The organism is Microcoleus sp. PH2017_34_RAT_O_A, assembly GCF_020737885.1.
Lineage (GTDB): Bacteria > Cyanobacteriota > Cyanobacteriia > Cyanobacteriales > Microcoleaceae > Microcoleus.
This window is the reverse complement of record NZ_JAEQDD010000100.1, coordinates 18,310-39,887: the sequence shown is the minus strand read 5'-3', so window position 1 is coordinate 39,887 and position 21,578 is coordinate 18,310. Positions and strand designations below refer to the sequence as shown.

Here is a 21,578-nt window from a genome sequence, read left to right as displayed (position 1 = left end):
AAATCTTGTGGGGTGGGCTTCTAGCCCGCCCCAATCTTTGTCACAGGCAAGATGCCTGTGCCACAAAAAATCTTGTGGGGTGGGCTTCTAGCCCGCCCCAATCTTTGTCACAGGCAAGATGTGGTATTGACCTCTTCCCTGGTTAAAGCTATTTTATATTAAGTTGTGATTGTACGAAGTAGTAGTATGATTCATAGAAATTTGAGTCAGGGAAGCAATCAGCAGTTGGGCGGGCAAGATGCCCATCCCAGCAACAAGTATCAATCTGTGATGAAGTCGGTTTCTAGGCTGGGCGGGCAAGATGCCCACCCCACCAACAAGTATCAATCTTTGGTGGAACCAAAGTTGAAAATTACTTATAGGAATTTACCTCATTGGGAGTTAGATGGATCGGTCTATTTCATTACTTTTAATACTTGGGAAAAGCTAGAATTGACTCCGGCAGCTCAACAAGTAGTTTTTAATGCTTGCAACTTTTTTGACAAAAAAAGGTATGAGGTGTTTTGCTTGGTTGTAATGCCAGATCATGTGCATATGTTAATTCAGCCTTTGCCAAAGTCGAAGGATAAATTTTGGTCGCTCAGCAGCATTATGCACAGTATGAAAAGCTACAGTTCTAAGCAAATTCCGAAGGTGATGAAGCATATCGGTACTGTCTGGCAAGATGAGCGACATGACCGAATAGTCAGAGATGAAGGAGAATTTGATGGTTTTTGGGAATATATCAGGCAAAATCCTGTCAAAGCTGGTCTTTGTTTGACTCCAGACGAATATCCTTTTTTCTGTCAAATATCTGAAGGTTAGTGTCTGTCCTTTTATTTGTCACAGGCAAGATGCCTGTGCCACAAGCACTTTCACAGGCAAGATGCCTGTGCCACAAAAAATCTTGTGGGGTGGGCTTCTAGCCCGCCCCTATTTGTCACAGGCAAGATGCCTGTGCCACAAGCACTTTCACAGGCAAGATGCCTGTGCCACAAAAAATCTTGTGGGGTGGGCTTCTAGCCCGCCCCTAATTTTAACAACTTCCTCAGATTCAATCCCCTAAAGACCTGCCGCACAAACCGCCGCTCCAATTAACCCGACATTGCCATTCAAAACCAGGCGAACTGGTATCATTTCTAATAGCGAATCCATCCGACCTTTGTGCGTAAAAGCTCGCATAAAACTGCCTTCTAGAATCAGTGGCAAAATCTTCGCAGCGATGCCGCCGGCTACGTACAAACCGCCGTAAGGTAGAAGTGAAACAGCCATATTTCCGGCCACCGCACCGTAAGCTTCTACAAACATTTGCATTGTTTGTTCCGAAAGCCGATCGCACTTTTGGAGTGCAGCCGCCGCAATTATCGCCCCCGGATCGACTGTTTTCTCGGTTTTACCGATTTCCGACTCCCATTGAGCGATCGCTTCCCCCACTTCGGCTGATTCAGGAGCAAACTTGCGATCGCGCAAAAACTGGTAAATTGAGACAATCCCTTGTCCCGAAACTACACGCTCGATCGATATTCTTTGAATGTTATGTTTTGCTAACAAATATTTTAGCAATTCAAACTCCAACTCCGAGCGAGGAGCAAAGTCACCGTGTCCCCCTTCCGAAGAAAAAACCCTGATCCCATTTGCTTCGGGAATTGCAAAACAATGTCCCAAACCTGTACCCGCACCAATCACAGCAATTGGATCGTGCTGGCTCGGTTTTCCTACTTGCAAGGTGTGTATATCTGTAGCTTCCAAACCACACACGCCGTAACCAACCGCTACAAAATCATTAATCAAACTAACACGGGAGATTCCTAATTCTTCTTCCAGACGCTTTGCATCCAGCAGCCAAGGCAAATTTGTCAGTTTGGCGCTGTTGTTGACTACTGGGCCTGCGATCGCAAAACAAGCTTTTTCAGGCTCCACTGCCAAATCGAGTTTAGTAGCAGCTTCCGTCAAAAACTGTTGAACTATCGGCACTAAATCGGGAAATTCCCCGCTCGGATAGCGAAACTCGTAAAGAGCATTCATTGCACCATCAGCAGTCCTTTCTACCAAGCGCAAAATTGTCTTAGTTCCGCCAATATCGCCCGCTAATAATAATGCCATAAACCTCCGATAAAACAGTTGACAGTTGACAGTTGACAGTTGACAGTATTGTCCACTGTTAAACCAATAATTTTCAGGTTGGATCCAGCGAAGCGTAGGTTCACTTCGTTGTACCTCACATCTTGCATGATTGTCAGCAAAAGGGGTGCAAGATCTCAGTTCTACCCAACCTACTTATCACTATTAACAACTATAGATCCCTGACCCCGCGATCGAGAAACGGTTTGATTTGGCTACTATTTAGGGCTTGCTGAAAAAGTGTACGTAGTGGAAAAACGAGGCTACACAGCTTAAAAAATAGTAGGTTTATTGCTAAATTCCCAAATGCAAGCCAGAAACTAATAACTTTCATTGCAAGGGTTTTGAGCCTCTATAATCCTATAACTTGCACTTTTTTAAGCAAAAAAAGCTTAAACCCCTTATCTGGCAAGCTTTCTACTTTTATTCAGCAAGCCCTATTTAACTGTCAACGGTGCAAGATCTCAGTTCTACCCAACCTACTTATCACTATTAACAACTATAGATCCCTGACCCCGCGATCGAGAAACGGTTTGATTTGGCTACTATTTAACTGTCAACTGTCAACTGTCAACTGTCAACTGTCAACTGTCAACTGTCAATTGCCAACCAAGCCCGCAGCACCTCGGCCACAGTCCAAGCTTGAGCCGTGCAGCCTCGGGGCGAGTGGGGGGCGTCGCCCTCAAAAATTTCGCCGAGACTGCCAACTCCGCCAGCAGTTATATGATGTGCCATCGGTTCCAGGAATTGGAGAGCTTGTGCTGGGTCTTTGTATACGTGCAAGTGCGCCAAGACAAACGGGCCGATCAGCCAGCCCCAAGCTGTGCCTTGGTGATAGGCGCTGTCGCGCTGCAATTGGTCGCCCTCATAGGCGCCGCGATACTGCGGGTGTTGTGGGGATAGGCTCCGCAGGCCGTGGGAAGTGAGCAGCCCCTGAGCGCAGGCGTCCACGACGGCGCGGCGCTGTACGGGCGTGAGTAACGGTGTATAACGGGTTTCCTGGCGCTTGCCCTCGTACCCAGGAATCGAGTCCAGGGGCAGGGAAACGGCGAATATTTGGTTGGGCCGCAGGGAAATGTCGTGTCCGTCGGGGCCGTCGAGAACGTCGTAGCAGTAACTGGTTGAGTCGTTCCAGAAGCGATCGAATCCGGTGGCGGTACGATCGCCCAACTGCTGATATTCATTGTGAGGCTTGCCCAGTTTTCGAGCAAAACTTGCCATAGCTTGCACGGCATTGTACCAAAGCGCGCTAAGTTCGATCGGCTTACCAATCCGAGGAGTCACCACCCAATCGCCGATTTTCGCGTCCATCCAAGTCAGTTGCACGCCGCTTTCCCCCGCGTAGACTAAACCGTCGTCAGGATCGACGCGGATGTTATACCGAGTTCCGTTTACGTGCCAATCGACAATCTCACATAGTGTCGGCCAGAGTTCGCTCAAAAGTTCGTCGTCTCCGGTGCAGTCGCAGTAAGCGCGAACAGCCTCAAAGTACCACAGCGTCGCGTCTGCGGTGTTGTATTCCGGAGCGCCCCCGGCATCGGGGAAGCGGTTTGGCAGCATTCCGCGATCGACATACCGTGCAAATGTTCGCAAAATCGATCGGGCAATTTCCCACCGCCCGGTACAGATTGTGAGGCCGGGCAGGGCGATCGTCGTATCGCGCCCCCAGTCGCTGAACCAGGGATATCCGGCGATAATCGTTTTACCCTCGGGTTCCTTTGGTAGCGGGCGGTTGACGATAAATTGGTCGGCTGCTAGCACTAAGTGATTAATCCAGTCTGGAGATTCGCTGATTTTTGACCATTTTTGCAGCAGTTGTTGGTCATAAGTGTGGCGCACTTCTAAAGCTGTACCGCCGTTGAGTTCGGGATTTTTGTCGGTGCTGGCTATCAATGTGAGAGAATTTCCCGGTGCGATCGCAAAGTGAAAAGTCGCCGCGTGCAAGTGATCCTCGCAGCAGTCCAATCCGCGCCGCTGTTCGGCTGCCAAATTAAATCCGTAGTGCCAATTGTATAAGGGCGTAGAAACTCGAAATTTAGCCTCTGGAGTAGCATCTGTCAGCAGGTACAGGGGTGCGGCTCCGTCAAAAGCCGTCACGCAAACCCCTTGTGTCAAAGTTTCCAGACTCACAGGCCAGTCGCCCGCACTTGTCATGTGGTGGTAGTCGCGGTGGTTGACTAGGGCTTTGACTGCGATCGCGATCGGTTGTGAGGCGCGGTGCAAGCGGTATTGAATATATGTTGTGTTAGCACCTTGCTGCATCCAAATCCGCTTTTCGAGGATAGCGTCGGCGAGGGCATACCTCCACACAGGCGTCGTACCTTCGAGGTGGAAGCTTTCGATGCAGTTGTAGCCGTGGGGCTCGATCGTACTGTCGGCCCAGCGGTTGGTATAAAGCGGGTAGGCGCGATCGGCATACACGGCCGTCTCGTCCAGCTTGGCGAGCATCAAAGTCCGTGCCAGCGGGGGTTTGAGGGCAGCCACCAGCAGCCCGTGATAGCGGCGGGTGAGGAGATTTGCGATCGTCCCGCTAGCGTAACCCCCGATTCCGTTTGTCACCAACCACTCGCGAGACTCCGCCGAGTCAAGATTGCAGCAGATTTCCCGTCCAAAAGCAATAACCATAGAATACACGCTCGCGCTGATTTGCTATCTACCTTTAGATATATTTTAGACCTTATATAAAAAACCAGAAATATTAACTCTTGCAGTTGACCAAGAATGGCGATCGCTAAGGGTGCAGATTCATGGTCTAATTTATACATAACGAACCGCTACTTTTGCCCCAGCGATAATTCTAACCGTTACTCTGTCTGGAGTTAGTTGTTTGTAATTTTAAGTAATATTACCATCTACACAGGCGCTCTCACCTTAAGAACACAGCATTTGATTGCGTCCCAAGGGCGATCGGACAACCAACCTATTTTATAAGGAGAACCACTCAAAGTGAAGATAGGAGCAAATTACCTCGGCAACAACCAATGTGAGTTTACAGTTTGGGCGCCCACAATCAAACAAATAGCAGTCCAAATTGTTTCCCCAGAACCACGCCAGATACCCATGCAACAATCCGCAGAAGGTTATTGGCAAACCACAGCTACAGACATCGCACCCGGAACCCTTTACACCTACCAACTCGAAGGAAAAACCGACCGACCCGACCCAGCCTCAAAATATCAACCCCAAGGCGTCCACACCCCATCCCAAGTAATAGATGAAAACGCCTTTGCTTGGAAAGACAAAAATTGGCAAGGCGTGCCGCTGTCGGAAATGATTATCTACGAACTGCACGTCGGCACATTCACCCAAGCCGGAACATTTGAAGCAATAATTCCCCAACTCAAAAAACTCACAGAATTGGGAATCAACGCCATCGAAATTATGCCAGTCGCCCAATTTCCCGGCGATCGAAACTGGGGATACGACGGCGTATATCCCTACGCCGTTCAAAACTCCTACGGCGGCCCCGAAGGCTTCAAAAAACTTATCAACGCCTGCCACGAACACGGCATCTCAGTAATACTCGATGTCGTTTACAACCACCTCGGCCCCGAAGGAAACTACCTCCGCGACTTCGGCCCCTACTTTACCTCAAAATACGGCTCGATTTGGGGAGACCCCCTCAACTTCGACGACGCCTACAGCGACGGCGTGCGGAACTACTTTATTCAAAATGCCCTCTACTGGTTTCGAGACTATCACATCGATGGTCTGAGATTAGATGCAATTCAAGCAATATTTGAAGTAGGTGCCAGACCATTTTTGCAAGAACTCTCCGACGCCACCGCCGAGATTTCCCAAGAAATCGGAAGGAAACTTTACTTAATCGCAGAAAGTGACTTAAACGATGTCCGCACAGTACGTCCCAAAGAACTCGGCGGTTTCGGATTAGACGCCCAGTGGTGCGACGATTTCCACCACGCACTGCACGCCTTGCTTACCGGAGAAAATGACCGCTACTACCAAGACTTTGGCAAGTGCGAACACCTAGAAAAATCCTTCAAAGAAAGCTTTGTTTACTCCGGCCAGTATGCACCTCACAGAAAGCGAAAACACGGCAATTCTGTCAAAGATGAACCGGGCGAGAAATTTCTGGTATTTTCCCAAACCCACGACCAAATCGGCAACCGGATTTTAGGAGACAGACTCTCGCAAATAGTTGACTTTGAAGCACTAAAACTTGCAGCAGCTACAGTTTTGATTTCTCCCTACATTCCTTTCTTGTTTATGGGAGAAGAGTACGGAGAAACAGCGCCGTTTTTCTACTTTGTTTCCCACTCAGATCCTGACTTAATTGAAGCGATTCGCAAGGACAAGCAACAAGAATTTAAAGCTTTTGAAGACAGAGGCGAATTTCAAGACCCCCAAAGTCCTGAGAGTTTCCAAAAGTGCAAGTTAAACTGGGAAAAATCAACAGCAGGAAAACACAAAATCCTCTGGGAATGGCACCAGCATTTGATTCAACTGCGGCGAACAATTCCCGCCCTGAAAAAACTCGACAAAAAAAATCTAGAAGTTTCCAGTATTGAAGCAGAAAAAATCTTGTTTCTTCGTCGGTGGACAGATAACAGCCAGATATTCTGCATCCTGAACTTCAACAAGCAAGAGGTCGCTGTTACGACCGCACTTCCCCAAGGCAATGGTCACAAAATTTTAGACTCTGCTGATGTAAAATGGATGGGTTCAGGTTCTAGCTTGCCGGAAAATATCAATTCTAAGCAAGAATTGAGTGTTAAACCGCATAGTTTTGCACTCTACCAATATAACCAATTAAACCAAGAGGGCTAAAGCCCAACAACGTACCCGATCTTTCAGAGAACCGCTATAACTCGCGTCCAGCCACTGTTTGCGTAATTTCTGTCAACTACCCGATCGACTAATCAATCAGGAGTAAAATCAAGATGATGAGAATTCCCACAACCACTTATCGGATTCAATTTCATGCAGGTTTTAACTTTGAAGCCGCCAAACAAATCCTCAGCTATCTCGAAGAATTAGGAATTACCGACCTTTACGCCTCACCGATATTCAAAGCCAGAAAAGGCAGCAGTCATGGATACGATGTGGTTGACTCAAATCAAATCAATCCTGAATTGGGAACATCAGAAAACTTTGAAGCCCTCACCTACGAAATCAAGAAACTGAACATGGGATGGCTGCAAGATATTGTTCCGAACCACATGGCTTACGACACTCAAAATTTGTTGCTGTTAGACGTATTAGAACACGGGCCGGATTCCGACTATTTCGATTACTTCGATATTGAATGGAATCACGCTTACGAACATCTCAGAGGTCGAGTGCTGGCTCCGCTGCTGGGCAATTTTTATGGCGAGTGTCTGGAAAATGGCGAGATTCAACTCAAATACAGCGAAATTGGGCTAACTATCAATTACTACAGCTTACAATTGCCTGTAAAAATTGAATCTTATGCTAGTTTTATCGGTCATAATTTGGGGCATTTAGGCAGGGAATTAGGCAGGCGCCATCCAGATTTTATCAAGTTTTTGGGAATTCTTTATCTAATTAAGAATACACCTTCTGAAGCTAAAGGTAAAGCCAGATACGATCAGATAGCTTTTGTCAAAGGGCTGCTGTGGGAACTCTACAATCAAAATCCCATCGTCCAGGAATTTATCGATGAAAATATCAATTTCTTTAACGGAGAAAAAGGCAATCCAGAAAGCTTTAATTTGTTAGATAGTTTACTCTCGGAGCAATTTTATCGTCTCTCTTTCTGGAAAGTGGGTGCCGAAGAAATCAACTACCGCAGGTTTTTTACTGTCAACGAACTGATTTCGGTAAAAGTTGAAGAGATTAAAGTTTTCCATAAAAACCACGCTCTGATATTCGACATGGTGGACGAGGGAAAGTTTACCGGATTGAGAATCGACCACATCGACGGACTGTACGACCCCACAGAATATTTGAAACGGCTCCGCGAGAGAGTTGGAGACACTTACATTACTGTGGAAAAGATTCTGGAACACGAGGAAGATTTGCCGTCCTATTGGCCGATTGAGGGAACCAGTGGATACGACTTTTTGAACTACGTAAACGGCGTTTTTTGTCGGTGCGATCGCGAACAGCAATTTAGCGAAATCTATCAGAGATTTACTCGATTAAATGTTCCTTACGAACAGTTGTTTTTAGATAAAAAAGGGCTGATTGTTGAGAAAAATTTGGCGGGAGATGTAGACAATCTGGCTCAGCTTTTGAAGAATATTTCCGGTCAATCCCGACAGGGAAATGACTTTACTCGTCCGGGTTTGGAAAAAGCGCTGGCTGCGGTTTTGACGATTTTTCCAGTGTACAGAACTTACATTAATCAAGACGGTTTGCGAGAGTCCGATCGCATTTACGTCAAATATGCGATCGCCCACGCCAAAGAATTAGTACCGCGACTCCTCAAAGAACTGAAATTTATCGAAACGCTGCTGTTGCTGGAAGAAGAAGAAACCCTCACAACCGAACAAAAAGAGGAGCGCAGGCACTTTGTCATGAAACTCCAGCAGTTGACAAGCCCCCTGATGGCCAAAGGCGTTGAAGACACGTTGCTATACGTCTACTATCGCTTTTTATCCCTCAACGAAGTCGGAGGAAACCCCAGTCACTTCGGCGTTTCGCTGGCGGATTTTCACGAGTTCAACAAGCAGCAGCAAGTAGCTTGGCCGCACAAAATGAATGCTACAGCTACCCACGATACCAAACGCGGCGAAGATGTGCGAGCGAGACTTAATGTTTTGTCAGAAATTCCTGAGGAATGGGAACAGCAAGTCAGGTCTTGGAGAGAGGTAAACTCATCTAAGAAAGTTAACTTTGTCAATCGCATGGTTCCCGATACCAATGACGAATACTTCTTGTACCAAACTCTGCTTGGCAGTTTTCCATTTGAGGAAATTGAAAACACTGATTATGTTACTCGCGTCAAAGATTATGCGATCAAAGCTGTCCGCGAAGCCAAAGTTTATACAGCTTGGCTGAGACCTGACAACGACTACGAAACTGGGTTTATGACCTTTATCGATAGCGTTCTCGAACCTTCAGAACAAAATCAGTTTTTCAAGAAATTTCTACCTTTCTGGAAAAAAGTAGCTGATTACGGAATTTTCAATTCTTTATCTCAAACGCTGCTAAAAATTACGGCACCTGGGGTTCCCGACATTTATCAAGGCACGGAATTTTGGGATTTAAGCCACGTCGATCCGGACAACCGCCGTCCAGTGGATTTCGATCGCCGAATCGAGGTTTTGCGGGAAATTAAACAGCAAGCTGAGACGGATATTTTGCAACTGGTTGAAGATTTGATTGCGACGCGGGAAGATGCTAGAATTAAGTTGTTTTTGACGGCAAGAGTCCTAGAAGCTAGAAAAAAATACTTGCAAGTTTTTCAATCTGGCGATTATCAACCACTGCACGCAGTTGGCACTTTTAAAGATAACGTGATTGCTTTTGCTCGCAGATTTGAAGATACTACTGTTATTGCGATCGCTCCTCGATACTTGACGGGAATTGTGAAACCGGAAGAAATGCCGATCGGCAAACAAGTCTGGAAAGATACTAATCTGGAATTGTCGGAGCAAATGCCGTCGGTTTGGAAGGATGCGATTACCAATCAGCCTGTTGAAAGTAACGGTAAGCTGGCCATTGGTGATGCTCTCAGCTACTTTCCCGCAGCTTTGCTGATTAGTCAGTAGTCAGTTGACAGTTGACAGTTGACAGTTGACAGTTGTCAGTTGACAGTTGACAGTTGACAGTTGACAGTTGTGCTGTTCCCGATCGCTAACGTTATTATTCAATACGGTTCAGTTAAGATTGTCCGAAGAGAGGAACGAAGCAAACAAGAGTGTCTATTTGTGATTGATTTTCCCTGTTATAGCCTTTCTCAAAGATATGAGGTATGACTGACAGCTTCTATAGCCGTTAGACTAAGAGGGCTGAAGCCCAACTACGTACCTCACCTTTCTCATAAAGGCTATATAATCTCTTATCTGAACTGTATTGCGTTATTATTCATTATGTCAGTAGTCATTAGGCGAATTGGTTGTTTATAGCGACGGCGATAGGTTGAGATCTGTCGCTGTCGGTCGTGAATTATAAAAAATATGAAACAAATTCTCAGCATTATTTTTGTTTTGAGTGCGTGTTTGAGTCCTCTGACTGTGCCGGTGATGGTGCAACCTAGTTGGGCACAAAGTCAAGATGCACAGAGTGAAGAACTTCTGAAACTGATAGAGGAAGCAGATCGACTGCAAAAGCAAGAAAAATACCAACAGGCGATCGAAATATGGCAGCAAATTTTAGCCACTGCACAAAAACTTAAAAATAGAGAACTTGAAGGCATAGCACTCAATGCTATTGGTCTTAATTACTACATTAGTTCTAGGCTGGAAGAAGCTTTGAAATACTTTAACCAAGCTTTGCCGATCGCCCGAGAAGTCGGCGATCGCTCTGAGGAAGCTGATATTTTGGATAGTATTGGTTCAGTATACCAGACTATGGGACAGCCGCCTGAAGCTTTGAAATACTATAACCAAGCTTTGGCAATTGCGCGACAAATAGGCGATCGCACGCTGGAAGCTAGTATTTTGGAGAATATCAAAGAAGTCAACAAAACCAATGAATAAGTCACAGTTCACCAAGAATAATGGGTTTAAATCCTCCTCCTTCGAGGGGGAAATAAAACAAAATTATTCACTGTTTCATTCCTCGGAGTTCTAGGTAGAGGTCGATCTCAAACTGTCAACTGTCAACTGTCAACTATCAACTGTCAACTGTTGAAACTCTCCCCCACAAAGCCAATCCGCCACCCCTTCCCCTCGCAGCAATTATCCCATCTTCTACCAGAAAATATGCAAAAAATGCCTGCTTCCCCACACTCAAGCTAAAAAATTCCGCCTCCCGCGCTTCACCGCCGCGAATAAATCCTTGATACAGGGTTTTACCCAACAATTTCACCCTAATTCTGGTAAAATCAAATGCTAAAATATTCTGATTACCCAAAAACTTGGTCGGCCCGGAAAGAGTTAATTCGATCGCCCCAACGAGCACTGAATTCTCCACTCTGCCCGTTTCACTAGGCTTTTCGCCTTCAGCAACAGGTTCAACTGAGTAAGCAATTTGAATTTTCGCCACCCATTCGGGGATGTAACGTCCGGCGCCTAACACAATTCCCGCTTTTTGTCGAGTCTTTTTCGTGCCCGTGATAAAGCACAAGCGCCAATTACCGGTTAGTTGCTCGAAGGAATAGCGAGTTTTAGTTTTTTTGGCGTTTTTCTCCGCTTCTAAGAGGGCTGCGACTACGGCGGTGGAAGATGGTTTAGGATTGGATATGGCGGCTTGTTCTAGAATTGATATGTTTTCCATTTAACTAACAATAATATAGGAAGGTTCGTTTTCTATTGGATTTTTTTGAGGTAATGAACCGCAGAGGCCGCAGAGGGCGCAGAGGGAGAGGGAAAGAGAGGGGTTTGTAATAATATTAGGGGATGTAGGTAGCGGAGAACAACATGGTGACGATCGCCCCGACAGACACAGAAATCATTATCATCGGTAGCGGTATCGGTGGGTTGAGTTGCGGTGCAATGCTTGCCAGTTATGGCTTTGACGTGATTGTCTGCGAAAGTCATTCGATCGCGGGCGGGGCAGCCCACGGGTTCAAACGGGACGGATTTACCTTCGATTCCGGGCCGTCTTTGTACTCAGGATTATCCTACAGCCCCTCTGCGAATCCGCTGCGACAAGTTCTCGATGCGATCGGCGAAAAACTTCCCTGCATCACTTACGATACTTGGGGTTGCTGTTTGCCCGAAGGCGATTTCGACACATCCGTAGGCGCGAGTCAATTTGGTGAAGTGCTTTTCAAACTGCGCGGAAGCGAAGCAGCAGCCGAATGGCAAAAACTCCAGCGAGTGATGGAACCCTACGCCAAAGCTGCCACAGCCTTACCCTCACTGGCTTTGCGCTTCGATTGGGGCGCTGCGTTTACCCTCGGCAAATTTGCACCGGCTTTCCTGCAAAGTGCTGGAGATGCGATCGCCCTTGCAGGCCCTTTCAGCCGGATTATGGACGCAAATGTCAAAGATCCGTTTGTGAAAAATTGGCTGAACCTGTTGTGTTTCCTGCTGTCTGGACTTCCCGCTGACGGCACGATCGCAGCCGAAGTCGCTTTCATGTTCGCCGACTGGTATCGCCCCAATGCCGTTTTGGATTATCCGATCGGCGGTAGTGGAGCCCTTGTTGATGCCCTGGTACGCGGTTTAGAGCGCCACGGAGGGCAGTTGCTGCTAAATTCCCACGTTGCAGAGGTTTTGGTGGAAAATAACCGGGCGGCGGGTGTGCGGCTGCGATCGGGTAAAATTATTCGATCGCACAAAGCCGTCGTTTCCAACGCCTCGGTTTGGGATACGCTGAAACTTTTGCCGGAAAACTCTATCCCCAAACGGTTTCGCCAACAGCGACAGGCGACTCCCGAATGCGATAGTTTTATGCACTTGGATCTGGGAATTGATGCTGCGGAAGTGCGATCGGACTTAGCCTGTCACTATATCTTCGTCAAGGACTGGGATCTGGGAGTTTCCGCGCCTCAAAACGTCGTCCTGGTCTCGATTCCCTCCCTCCTCGACCCCCACCTCGCACCGGACGGGAAACACGTCATTCACGCCTACACGCCCGGAAATGAGCCCTACGATTTATGGCAAAAGCTCGATCGCGCCAGCGAAGAATACAAACAGCAAAAGCAAGCGCGCGCCGAGGTGATGTGGGAAGCATTAGAGAGGATTATCCCCGATATTCGATCGCGCTGCGAAGTCACATTAGTTGGAACACCGCTAACCCACGAACGGTTTTTGCGGAGGAATCGGGGTTCCTACGGGCCGGGAATTCGCGCCGGTACAGGCTTGTTTCCAGGGCCGGGAACTCCTTTGGCGGGTCTGTTTTGCTGCGGAGATTCGACTTTTCCGGGTATCGGTTTGCCCGCTGTTGCTGCTAGCGGGGCGATCGCAGCTAATACGATCGCACCCCTGCACAAACATTTAGAAATGCTGCGGGATCTCGGTCTAAAATCTTAGACTTATTGCATGAAATTTTGAAAATAAAGATAGGTTCGTAGTGAGGACTTTAGTCCGCATCAAATCAGAGGACTAAAGTCCTCACTACGAACAAATAAAAATAGGTTCGTAGTGAAGACTTTAGTCCGCATCAAATCAGAGGACTAAAGTCCTCACTACGAACAAATAAAGATAGGTTCGTAGTGAGGAATTTAGTCCGCATCAAAATGAGAGGACTAAAGTCCTTACTACAAACCTATTTGTTGTGTCCTGTATTTTCCCAAATGCGATCGCACATTCTTGTGCCCGGATTTGCGATCGGCCGATTATCAAAAATTGGCACAAAACTTTGATACTATCGGTCAAATACGACCAACATCTGTCAGCATAGAAATACATAGCTCGATCGATCGCAAAAAGAGGCCACCGTGCAACCCGTAGACTTTACAACATTAACCGCAGCTTGCAGCGAACTGCGAACCCAATGGCTGCCAGCGCGCTTAGAACAAGTCTACCAGCGCGATCGATTCACAGTGTCCCTGGCCCTGCGAACCATGAACCAACGCGGCTGGATAGACATTTCATCCCATCCAGCAGCCGCCCGCATCTGCGTCGGCGACTCCCCGCCCCGAATTCCCGACACCTTCACCTTCAGCGAACAACTGCGACACCAACTCAGCGGTTTAGCCTTAGTTTCCATCGCCCCCGTGTCCCCTTGGGAAAGAGTCATCGACTTGCAATTCGCCAAACGCCCCGGCGAACACGCCCTCTGGCATCTCTACGCCGAAATCATGGGTAAGTACAGCAATGTTATCCTCACCGCCGAAGACAATCTCGTTGTCACCTGCGCCCACCAAGTCAGCGCCAAACAGTCCAGCGTGCGTCCCATCCAAACCGGGCAACCCTACGAATTGCCCCCGTCTTTGACGGATGCAGTGCCAAGTGCGATCGAATCTCTCGATCGCTGGAAAGAACGAATTAGCCTGGTTCCCGGGCAATTAAAGACCAATCTGTTGAAGAATTACCGAGGGTTGAGTAAAGTCTTAGTTGTATCGATGATTCGATCGGCAAATCTCGACCCCGAACAATCCACCGACAGCCTAAATCCCCACCAATGGCAGCAACTATTTCATCGCTGGCTGTACTGGTTGCAATGTCTAGAAAACTCCAAATTTCAACCAAGTTTTACCCCCGAAGGCTACAGCGTCATCGACTGGCCAAAACCAGACGAAAAAGAAACAAATCCCGAAAACAAATCTAATTCCCCTCTTCCTTCTTCCTTCTATTCAGAAGCTGAATCTGCCAACGAATCTAACTCCACTCTTCCTTCTTCCTTCTTGCCTCTTCCTTCTTCCTTCTCTTCCGTTCAACAATTACTCAACAGTTACTACACAGGCGAAATCAACCAACAAGTATTTGCCCAACTGCGGCATCAACTAACCCAAAAACTCAACAACGTCCTAGCAAAACTGCGCCTCAAAGCCAACACATTTAAAGAACGCTTGCAGCAATCAGCAGATGCAGACACTCACAAATCCCAAGCCGACTTGTTAATGGCAAACTTGCAGCATTGGAAACCGGGAATGAAATCAATTTCTCTCCCAGACTTTGAAACCGAAAAACCAGTAATTATTCCACTAAACGTGGAAAAAAACGCCGTTCAAAACGCTCAAGCAATTTACAAAAAACACCAAAAACTTAAAAGAGCTCGCATTGCAGTAGAACCGTTGTTAGCAGCAGTACAAGAAGAAATCGACTATTTAGAACAAGTCGAAGCCGCACTTTCGGTATTAGAAGCCTACCGCAACACCCAAGATTTGCAAACCCTCGCCGAAATCCGCGAAGAACTGATTCAGCAAAAATATCTAGTTGTATCAGATTACCGTGGCAGTGACAAAAATGCTGCGATCGAATTTCACCGCTACCAAACCCCCAGCGGCTTTGAACTATTAATCGGGCGCAACAACCGCCAAAACGACCAACTCACCTTTCGTACAGCCAACGACTACGATTTATGGTTTCACACCCTAGAGATTCCCGGAAGTCACGCCTTGCTGCGCCTCACACCCGGTACAGTTGCTGAAGAAACCGATTTGCAATTTGCGGCAGACATGACTGCATACTACAGTCGCGCCCGCCACAGCGAACAAGTTCCGGTGGTTTATACAGAACCGAAATATGTGTACAAGCCGAAGGGTGCGAAGCCTGGTATGGTTGTGTACAAGCAAGAGCGAATTGTCTGGGGTCGGCCGCAGCAAGCCCCGGCAGGTTCGTAGTGAGGATTTCACTCCGCATCCAATAACAGAGGACTGAAGTCCGAACGATCAAACATAAAAATCTGTCTCCAATGTAACGTTTTATTGCAAAAAATAAATTTTCTTGCTAAAATACCGCTGAAGAGGGATGATATTGCTCTTGTAACCCGCTGCAAAGAAACGTGCAACTTGGGTTTCCTCACTGTGAGAAAAACACTGTGGGAAAAAACACAACGGATTTAACTTTTTGTGCAGACCAGCTTTTGCTAAAGCTGGTCGTTTCTGTTTAAACTTAGAACTACAAGACGACTTATTCCATAAATCTTTGCTGGATCCGGCAACCGCAGATGTCAGGCAGATGAACACGGATTAACGCAGATGCTTTTTAAGAGAGGAAAGTGAATGAATGCAATTGCTCGTCTCACCTCTGATTGTACAAATTTTCTGTAATTTACGATCGTTTTTCCTCTTGCACTGATTCCCAGACTATCTAGAAATTCATCTGCGTTAATCTGCGTCAATCTGCTTTAAATCTGCGGTTTTCGTATTACTCAAAAATTTATACAATAAGTCTAAACTACAATTAGTTAGTGCGATCGATCGCTTCTTCTGAAAAATTCGCCCTAAAAAAGAACTATTACCTATTGACTTTGCTCGACTTCCGGGGTATATTTTAGATAATGGAAGTGGTGACTTAAAATTTAATTCTGCCAATATTTCCATTATTTAATTATACTTGATTGAATGCTCGCAGTCAAGGTGTGAACCCTAAAAAAAAAAGGCAATTTTTTTTAATACAATCAATTAAAATTAATCTGACCCACAACTAATTCTCCCTTAGCATGAATAAATTATCAATAAGTCCGATCGCCCGAATATTCTAAAATTCAAACCTACGATCGAATGAGAAGAAAGACCAATGCCTTACACCACCAGCCTTGAGCGCATCGGAATTGCACCCTACAACCACAATGAACAAGTCTCCGATCAGAATTCTGCTAGTAGAAGATGATACATTACTGAGTGCGACACTGGCAAAGGTGTTGGAAGCAAATGACTACACGATCGATCGCGCCAGCGACGGACAAGCGGGCTTAGACTTGGCAACATTGATTGAGTATGACCTGATTTTGCTCGACGTGCAGGTTCCAAAACTAGATGGGATTAGTCTGTGCCGGCAACTGCGATCGCAAAACTACCGCAAACCGATCCTGTTACTGACAGCAAACGATTCAGATGCCGATGTGGTAGCAGGGTTCGACGCCGGAGCCGATGATTACATCAACAAGCCTTGCGGTACGGAAGTATTGCTAGCAAGAATCCGCACATTATTGCGGCGCTCTAAAGCAGTTTCTCCTGGGAGTTTTGCTAAAGACTCATCCACTACATTGACTTGGGGAAATCTTTGTTTAGACATGGATTCAGGGCGAGTAACCTTTGGCGAACAACTTATTTCACTGACAGCCAAAGAATACAACCTGCTGGAATTGTTTATGCGAAATCCCGATCGCATCTTCAGCCGCAGCGCCATTCTCGATCGCCTGTGGGGATTTGACGATGTACCAACCGATCGCGCCATAAACACTCATATTAAGGATATCCGAAAAAAACTCAAAGCAGGCGGCTTGACTGAAGAAATGATCGAAACAGTTTATGGCATGGGCTATCGACTCAAGCGAAGTCCCCAATCCGCACCGCTGCTTTCAAACAATTCTAGCACCAACAGCACCAACAAACAGAAATCTCGCGCTGGAGATCCGTCTGCGATTGACAAAGTGCTAGAGCGGTTTCGAGGAGTATTTCAGCAACAAATTGCCGTCTTGTCGGAAGCAAAAACCGCTATGATTGCCGGAAATTTGGAACTCGAATTATATCGAGCGGCCAAGCATGAAGCGCATAAATTAGCAGGCTCTATGGCATCCTTTGGGTATCCAGAAGGATCGAAATTAGCGCGATCGGCAGAGCATTTACTAATCTCCGTTAGCCCAGTCAACGCCTGTGGTGTTCTTCGCCCTTTCACTGCTGAAGAAATCACACGATTTTCGGAAGTAGTGACAGGATTAGAGCAGGAATTAGCCAAACCAACAGTTACGTCAACCAATTCACCAGTGCCTACCGCGGTATGTCATCGAGTGCTAGTAGTTGACGATGATACTGCTTTGACGGAATCCTTAAAAGCAGAATCCGAAACTTGGAAAATTCGGATGAAAATTGCTCCGAATGTCGCTGCTGCCCGATCGCGCTTGGCTATGTCAATGCCCGATCTGATTTTAATAGATTTAAGCTTTCCCGACACAGAAGAAGATGGATTGACGCTGCTGCGAGAACTCAACGAGCGATCGCCCAACCTGCCCGTAATTGTATTTACAGGGCGCGACAGTTTGGGCGATCGGCTAGCAGTATCTCGCCTAGGTGCCAAACAATTTTTACACAAACCTGCCACCACCGACCAAATTTTTCAAGCCATATCCCGTATCTTAACCAAAACTAAAGCCCCGCAAGCCAAAGTATTAATTGTTGATGACGATCCTGCCATTTTAGCTCACTTATCTGCACTGCTAATACCTTGGGGTTTGCACGTGATAAAATTAACCGATCCTCAAGGATTTTGGGAGGTGCTGGTTACAACTTCGCCCAACTTAGTCATACTCGATTTGGAGATGCCACAAATTAGCGGGCTAGAGTTGTGCCAGGTGGTGCGGCAGGATACGCAGTGGGGAGATTTGCCAATCTTAGTTGTAACTGCTCACACCGATGCAGATTCCCTCAGCCAAGCCTTTGTAGCCGGAGCCGATGACTTCATTACCAAACCAGTTCTAGGGCCAGAATTAGTGACGCGGGTACTCAGCCGCATCAAGCGCACCAATCCGCGCCTCAAGCAGAGAAATACTTAAACTTAGTGACATCTCCCACACTAATCCGAAGCGGATATAGTGTGGGCTTCCAAGACAATCCGGCTATCGCTTAGGAGGCTCTTGGCTTTAAGAACGGAATGCCCTACCGCTCTATTTTTTATATTTACCGCTGCATTATGGTCACGATCTAGCTCACATCCACACGAGCAACTGTGCCAACGAATATGCAGCTTTTTTGGTACTTTCTCGCCACAATTAGAACAATCTTGTGAAGTATTATAGGCACTTACTGGAACAACCAACAAACCAGCATTTTCGGCTTTGTTTGTTAGAATCGACAGAAAGCTTGACCACCCAGCGTCCAACACAGATTTAGCTAATTTTGTACGAGCTAGACCTTTGACGTTTAAATCCTCGTGTGCGATAACGTCATATTTTAATAGCAGCTTGCTTGCTGTTTTGAAATGGAAATCTTTACGCCTATCAGCTACTTTTTTGTGGCACTTCCCTAACTGTTTAACGGCCTTCTTCCTTCGGTTGCTACCTTTCTTGCGACGTGAGACTCGTTTTTGAGCGACTCGTAGACGCTTTTGAGCTTTGCGGTAGTATTGAGGAATCGCGACTGTTTCGCCCTCAGAGGTTGTTAAAAATTCCTTCAGCCCTACATCAATGCCTGTTATTGAATTAGGATTGAAGTCCGGCTTTATCTCTGGAACGGCTTTATCTTCTAATGAAAGCGTCAGGTAGTAGCCATCCGCTTTCTTAGTTACAGATGCGGTTTTGATTTTATACCCATCCGGGATAGGACGATGCAAAACAACTTTAACTTTACCAAACATTGGCAAGCTAATTGAGTAATCTTGCAAGCACCCATCCTTCATCTGTGGATAAGTAAAAGTGCGATAACGACTCCGCGATTTGAAACGAGGTTTGCCACTACGTTTCCCGTTGCTGTCACCCTTCAAAAAACGATCAAAGGTTGTCTTAACTCGCTTGACTATATCTTGAAGGACTTGCGAGTAAATCTCGCCATACCAAGGATGCGTTTTCTTAAGCTGAGGTAACGTTTTCTTCTGTGAATAATAATCAGGATTGTCTCGCAGTTCAGGCAAGTAGCAGACGAGAGGACAGGCATTAACAGGAGAACGATTTTGTTCGTACCAGTTGAATCTATCAGCCAACAGATAGTTGTACTGCGAACACAGCATTGACAACCATCTGTCTAGCTCTACTACCTGTTGTTTGGTTGGACGTAGTTTATACTGATATGCCGTTCTCATGATTACCCTCCTTGACAATTATGATATCATAATTGTGTTCGCGTTAACAACACACCCAATGAAAGATAAGAATCTTCACATTCGATTGTCGGAAAAGCGTCTCAATAAACTGAGGGCAGTCGCGACAGCGAGAGAGCAGACTATCACCCAGATGATAGAGATGTGGATCGATCGACTCTCCCTGACATTTAATGACTGACTCCGTACCTCCGTCAGTCGCGCATTCATCCCACACTGATTTATCAGGGGTACTCGGCGATGCCTCGATTAATCCCCCTCTAAATTCAGTGTGGGGTTTCTGCTGTTCTAGCTAAAACCATTCATTCTAACATTTTTCGACTTTCTCAGTAATACCAACATGAAAAAATCATGCAACATTATTAGTAGGGTAAACGAGTGTTGACAATTCACCAGAAATAATTGCTTGAAAGCCTCTGGGTTTGGCGTATAAATTAAAAGAAGAGCATTCATTACTCCAATCCTCGGACTGACCGGAAGAGGTTGCTGTCAACAGTCAACAGTCAACTGTCAACTGAATGAACTAGACTTACCTAGATGCTACAAACAAGGGGCGAATGGTTATATTTTGAAACAAATGGGGATCTCTAATTTGACCGAGACGATACACACTTTATTTCGATATTGGTTTGAATTTTCAATTTTACCAAAATTATCATAATCTGATTTTATTTATCACCACTTTCAAAAACATTAAATAGTATGGAAGACATCGACAAAACTAAAGACGAACTGATTGCTGAATTAGAGTTGTTGCGCTCAGAAGTGGCGGCTCTCCAGCAGGCTGGACGATCGCAATCCGCAACTGGGCTACCACCGACAGCATCGGCAGTGGCAACCTTAACCCTCCCGGACTCTCTGGGTTTAGCCACCCGCCCTGAAGCAACTGGCCAATACACCATTCTGTTCGTAGACGACTCAGAAGTCGATCGCGCTACCTACCGCCGATTTTTGTTGCAAGATAGCGATCGCACCTACAATATTGTCGAATTTGATAACGGTGAAGATGCGCTGCAATGGTGCCAGCACCAGATCCCAGATATTTTGCTACTAGATTACTATTTACCCGATATAGATGGGTTAGAGTTGTTGGAGGAACTGCTGCAACAGACTGGGCGAAATACGCTTCCTGCGATCGTGCTTACAGGGCAGGGAAATCTACAAATGGCCGTTGATTTACTCAAAAGCGGCGCTCAGGATTATTTACAAAAAAGCCAGATTACCCCAGAAGTTTTGCAGCGTTCCATTAGCTATGTTCTGCGACACAGCCAACTGATGAGAGAACGGGAATGGCAGCGACAGCAACAGCAAATCCTGGCTAAAACAGCACTTGCTATCCGCGATTCCCTGAAATTAGAAGATATTCTCAACACCACGGTAACAGAAATTAGAAATATTCTGCTCTGCGATCGCGTAATTATCTTTCAATTAGCCCCAGACTTGAGCGGCAGGGTTGTGGTAGAGTCAGTTGGTTCAGAAGCGAGACCAATCCTATCCACTCAGATACACGATCCTTGCCTTAGTGAAAGCTATTTTGAACGCTTCAGACAAGGCTTAGTCACCGCTAAATCAGATATTTATAGGGCACAAATTGCTCCCTGTCACCTAGAATTTCTGACAAATCTCCAAGTCAGGGCAAATTTAGTCGTGCCGATTCTCCAAGGTGAAAATCTTTGGGGTTTGCTAATTGCTCATCACTGCGTTGCGCCGCGAGAATGGCAAGCTTCAGAAATAGAATTGCTGCGACAGTTGTCTGCACAAGCTAGTATTGCCATCCAAAGAGCGCAAACAAGCAGAACTAACATTAGAGGAGACTCAGGAAAAACTGCAATTGTTCATCAAATATGCTCCCGCCAGTATTGTGATGTTCGATCGCTCTATGTGTTACCTAGCCGCCAGCCAGCGATGGGTTGATGAATTTGAGATCGATGACCTAGAATCGATAATTGGGCGATCGCACTACGAGCTTTTTCCCGATCTGCCTCTTCATTTGAAACAAAGCCACCAGCGCGGTTTTGCAGG

At 46.4% G+C, this 21,578-nt stretch carries 12 protein-coding genes; 8 read left to right on the top strand and 4 right to left on the bottom strand.

What is annotated here, in order from left to right; genetic code table 11:
- Nucleotides 1-186: 186 nt before the first annotated feature.
- Nucleotides 187-804 carry a transposase gene (locus JGK11_RS26755; protein WP_293207796.1) on the top strand — a complete coding sequence of 206 codons (618 nt, stop codon included), beginning with the start codon at nucleotides 187-189 and terminating at the stop codon, nucleotides 802-804.
- A 237-nt stretch (nucleotides 805-1,041) separates the two neighbouring features.
- Here the strand turns inward: JGK11_RS26755 and JGK11_RS26750 are convergent, their stop codons facing one another.
- Nucleotides 1,042-2,082 carry a glucokinase gene (locus JGK11_RS26750; RefSeq protein ID WP_293186736.1) on the bottom strand — a complete coding sequence of 347 codons (1,041 nt, stop codon included), beginning with the start codon at nucleotides 2,080-2,082 and terminating at the stop codon, nucleotides 1,042-1,044.
- A 609-nt stretch (nucleotides 2,083-2,691) separates the two neighbouring features.
- A complete protein-coding gene (locus tag JGK11_RS26745; protein ID WP_293213543.1) occupies nucleotides 2,692-4,725 on the bottom strand; it encodes an amylo-alpha-1,6-glucosidase in 2,034 nt (677 codons plus the stop codon).
- 321 nt (nucleotides 4,726-5,046) lie between these two features.
- On the opposite strand from JGK11_RS26745, the gene treZ reads away from it, so the two are divergent.
- The 3 genes from treZ (at nucleotide 5,047) to JGK11_RS26730 (ending at nucleotide 10,727) form a co-directional block, all read left to right on the top strand.
- Nucleotides 5,047-6,888, top strand: a complete 1,842-nt coding sequence (gene treZ / locus JGK11_RS26740; RefSeq protein ID WP_293193130.1) for a malto-oligosyltrehalose trehalohydrolase — start codon at nucleotides 5,047-5,049, stop codon at nucleotides 6,886-6,888.
- A 116-nt stretch (nucleotides 6,889-7,004) separates the two neighbouring features.
- The gene (gene treY / locus JGK11_RS26735; RefSeq protein ID WP_293207802.1) at nucleotides 7,005-9,797 is read left to right on the top strand and encodes a malto-oligosyltrehalose synthase; all 2,793 of its coding nucleotides are present in this window, start codon (nucleotides 7,005-7,007) and stop codon (nucleotides 9,795-9,797) included.
- Between the two features lie 408 nt (nucleotides 9,798-10,205).
- Nucleotides 10,206-10,727 (top strand): tetratricopeptide repeat protein, encoded by a 522-nt coding sequence (locus JGK11_RS26730; protein ID WP_293185292.1) that lies wholly within the window; start codon nucleotides 10,206-10,208, stop codon nucleotides 10,725-10,727.
- A 136-nt stretch (nucleotides 10,728-10,863) separates the two neighbouring features.
- Here the strand turns inward: JGK11_RS26730 and JGK11_RS26725 are convergent, their stop codons facing one another.
- Nucleotides 10,864-11,466 carry a hypothetical protein gene (locus JGK11_RS26725; protein ID WP_293185291.1) on the bottom strand — a complete coding sequence of 201 codons (603 nt, stop codon included), beginning with the start codon at nucleotides 11,464-11,466 and terminating at the stop codon, nucleotides 10,864-10,866.
- A gap of 143 nt (nucleotides 11,467-11,609) precedes the next feature.
- Between JGK11_RS26725 and JGK11_RS26720 the strand changes: the two genes are divergently transcribed.
- From JGK11_RS26720 to JGK11_RS26710, 3 genes are all read left to right on the top strand, one after another.
- Nucleotides 11,610-13,169: an NAD(P)/FAD-dependent oxidoreductase gene (locus JGK11_RS26720; protein WP_293213541.1), complete on the top strand. Its 1,560-nt coding sequence runs from the start codon at nucleotides 11,610-11,612 to the stop codon at nucleotides 13,167-13,169.
- A 407-nt stretch (nucleotides 13,170-13,576) separates the two neighbouring features.
- On the top strand, nucleotides 13,577-15,424 hold the full coding sequence (locus JGK11_RS26715) for an NFACT RNA binding domain-containing protein (protein ID WP_293185287.1): 1,848 nt from the start codon (nucleotides 13,577-13,579) through the stop codon (nucleotides 15,422-15,424).
- 950 nt (nucleotides 15,425-16,374) lie between these two features.
- The gene (locus JGK11_RS26710) at nucleotides 16,375-18,297 is read left to right on the top strand and encodes a response regulator (protein ID WP_293185285.1); all 1,923 of its coding nucleotides are present in this window, start codon (nucleotides 16,375-16,377) and stop codon (nucleotides 18,295-18,297) included.
- Nucleotides 18,298-18,317: 20 nt separating this feature from the next.
- On the opposite strand, the gene JGK11_RS26705 is transcribed toward JGK11_RS26710, so the two are convergent.
- Nucleotides 18,318-19,538, bottom strand: coding sequence for a transposase (locus JGK11_RS26705; protein WP_293185284.1), 1,221 nt, complete (start codon nucleotides 19,536-19,538; stop codon nucleotides 18,318-18,320).
- Between the two features lie 720 nt (nucleotides 19,539-20,258).
- Here JGK11_RS26705 and JGK11_RS26700 point away from each other — a divergent pair.
- The gene (locus tag JGK11_RS26700; RefSeq protein ID WP_293213539.1) at nucleotides 20,259-21,470 is read left to right on the top strand and encodes a response regulator; all 1,212 of its coding nucleotides are present in this window, start codon (nucleotides 20,259-20,261) and stop codon (nucleotides 21,468-21,470) included.
- Nucleotides 21,471-21,578 lie beyond the last annotated feature (108 nt).

Coding starts and splice junctions, on each gene's coding strand:
- treY (WP_293207802.1), top strand. CDS start 7,005: ATGAGAATTCCCACAACCACTTATCGGATTCAATTTCATGCAGGTTTT.
- JGK11_RS26705 (WP_293185284.1), bottom strand. CDS start 19,538: ATGAGAACGGCATATCAGTATAAACTACGTCCAACCAAACAACAGGTA.
- JGK11_RS26750 (WP_293186736.1), bottom strand. CDS start 2,082: ATGGCATTATTATTAGCGGGCGATATTGGCGGAACTAAGACAATTTTG.
- JGK11_RS26700 (WP_293213539.1), top strand. CDS start 20,259: ATGGAAGACATCGACAAAACTAAAGACGAACTGATTGCTGAATTAGAG.
- JGK11_RS26710 (WP_293185285.1), top strand. CDS start 16,375: ATGAACAAGTCTCCGATCAGAATTCTGCTAGTAGAAGATGATACATTA.
- JGK11_RS26725 (WP_293185291.1), bottom strand. CDS start 11,466: ATGGAAAACATATCAATTCTAGAACAAGCCGCCATATCCAATCCTAAA.
- JGK11_RS26730 (WP_293185292.1), top strand. CDS start 10,206: ATGAAACAAATTCTCAGCATTATTTTTGTTTTGAGTGCGTGTTTGAGT.
- JGK11_RS26720 (WP_293213541.1), top strand. CDS start 11,610: ATGGTGACGATCGCCCCGACAGACACAGAAATCATTATCATCGGTAGC.
- JGK11_RS26745 (WP_293213543.1), bottom strand. CDS start 4,725: ATGGTTATTGCTTTTGGACGGGAAATCTGCTGCAATCTTGACTCGGCG.
- JGK11_RS26755 (WP_293207796.1), top strand. CDS start 187: ATGATTCATAGAAATTTGAGTCAGGGAAGCAATCAGCAGTTGGGCGGG.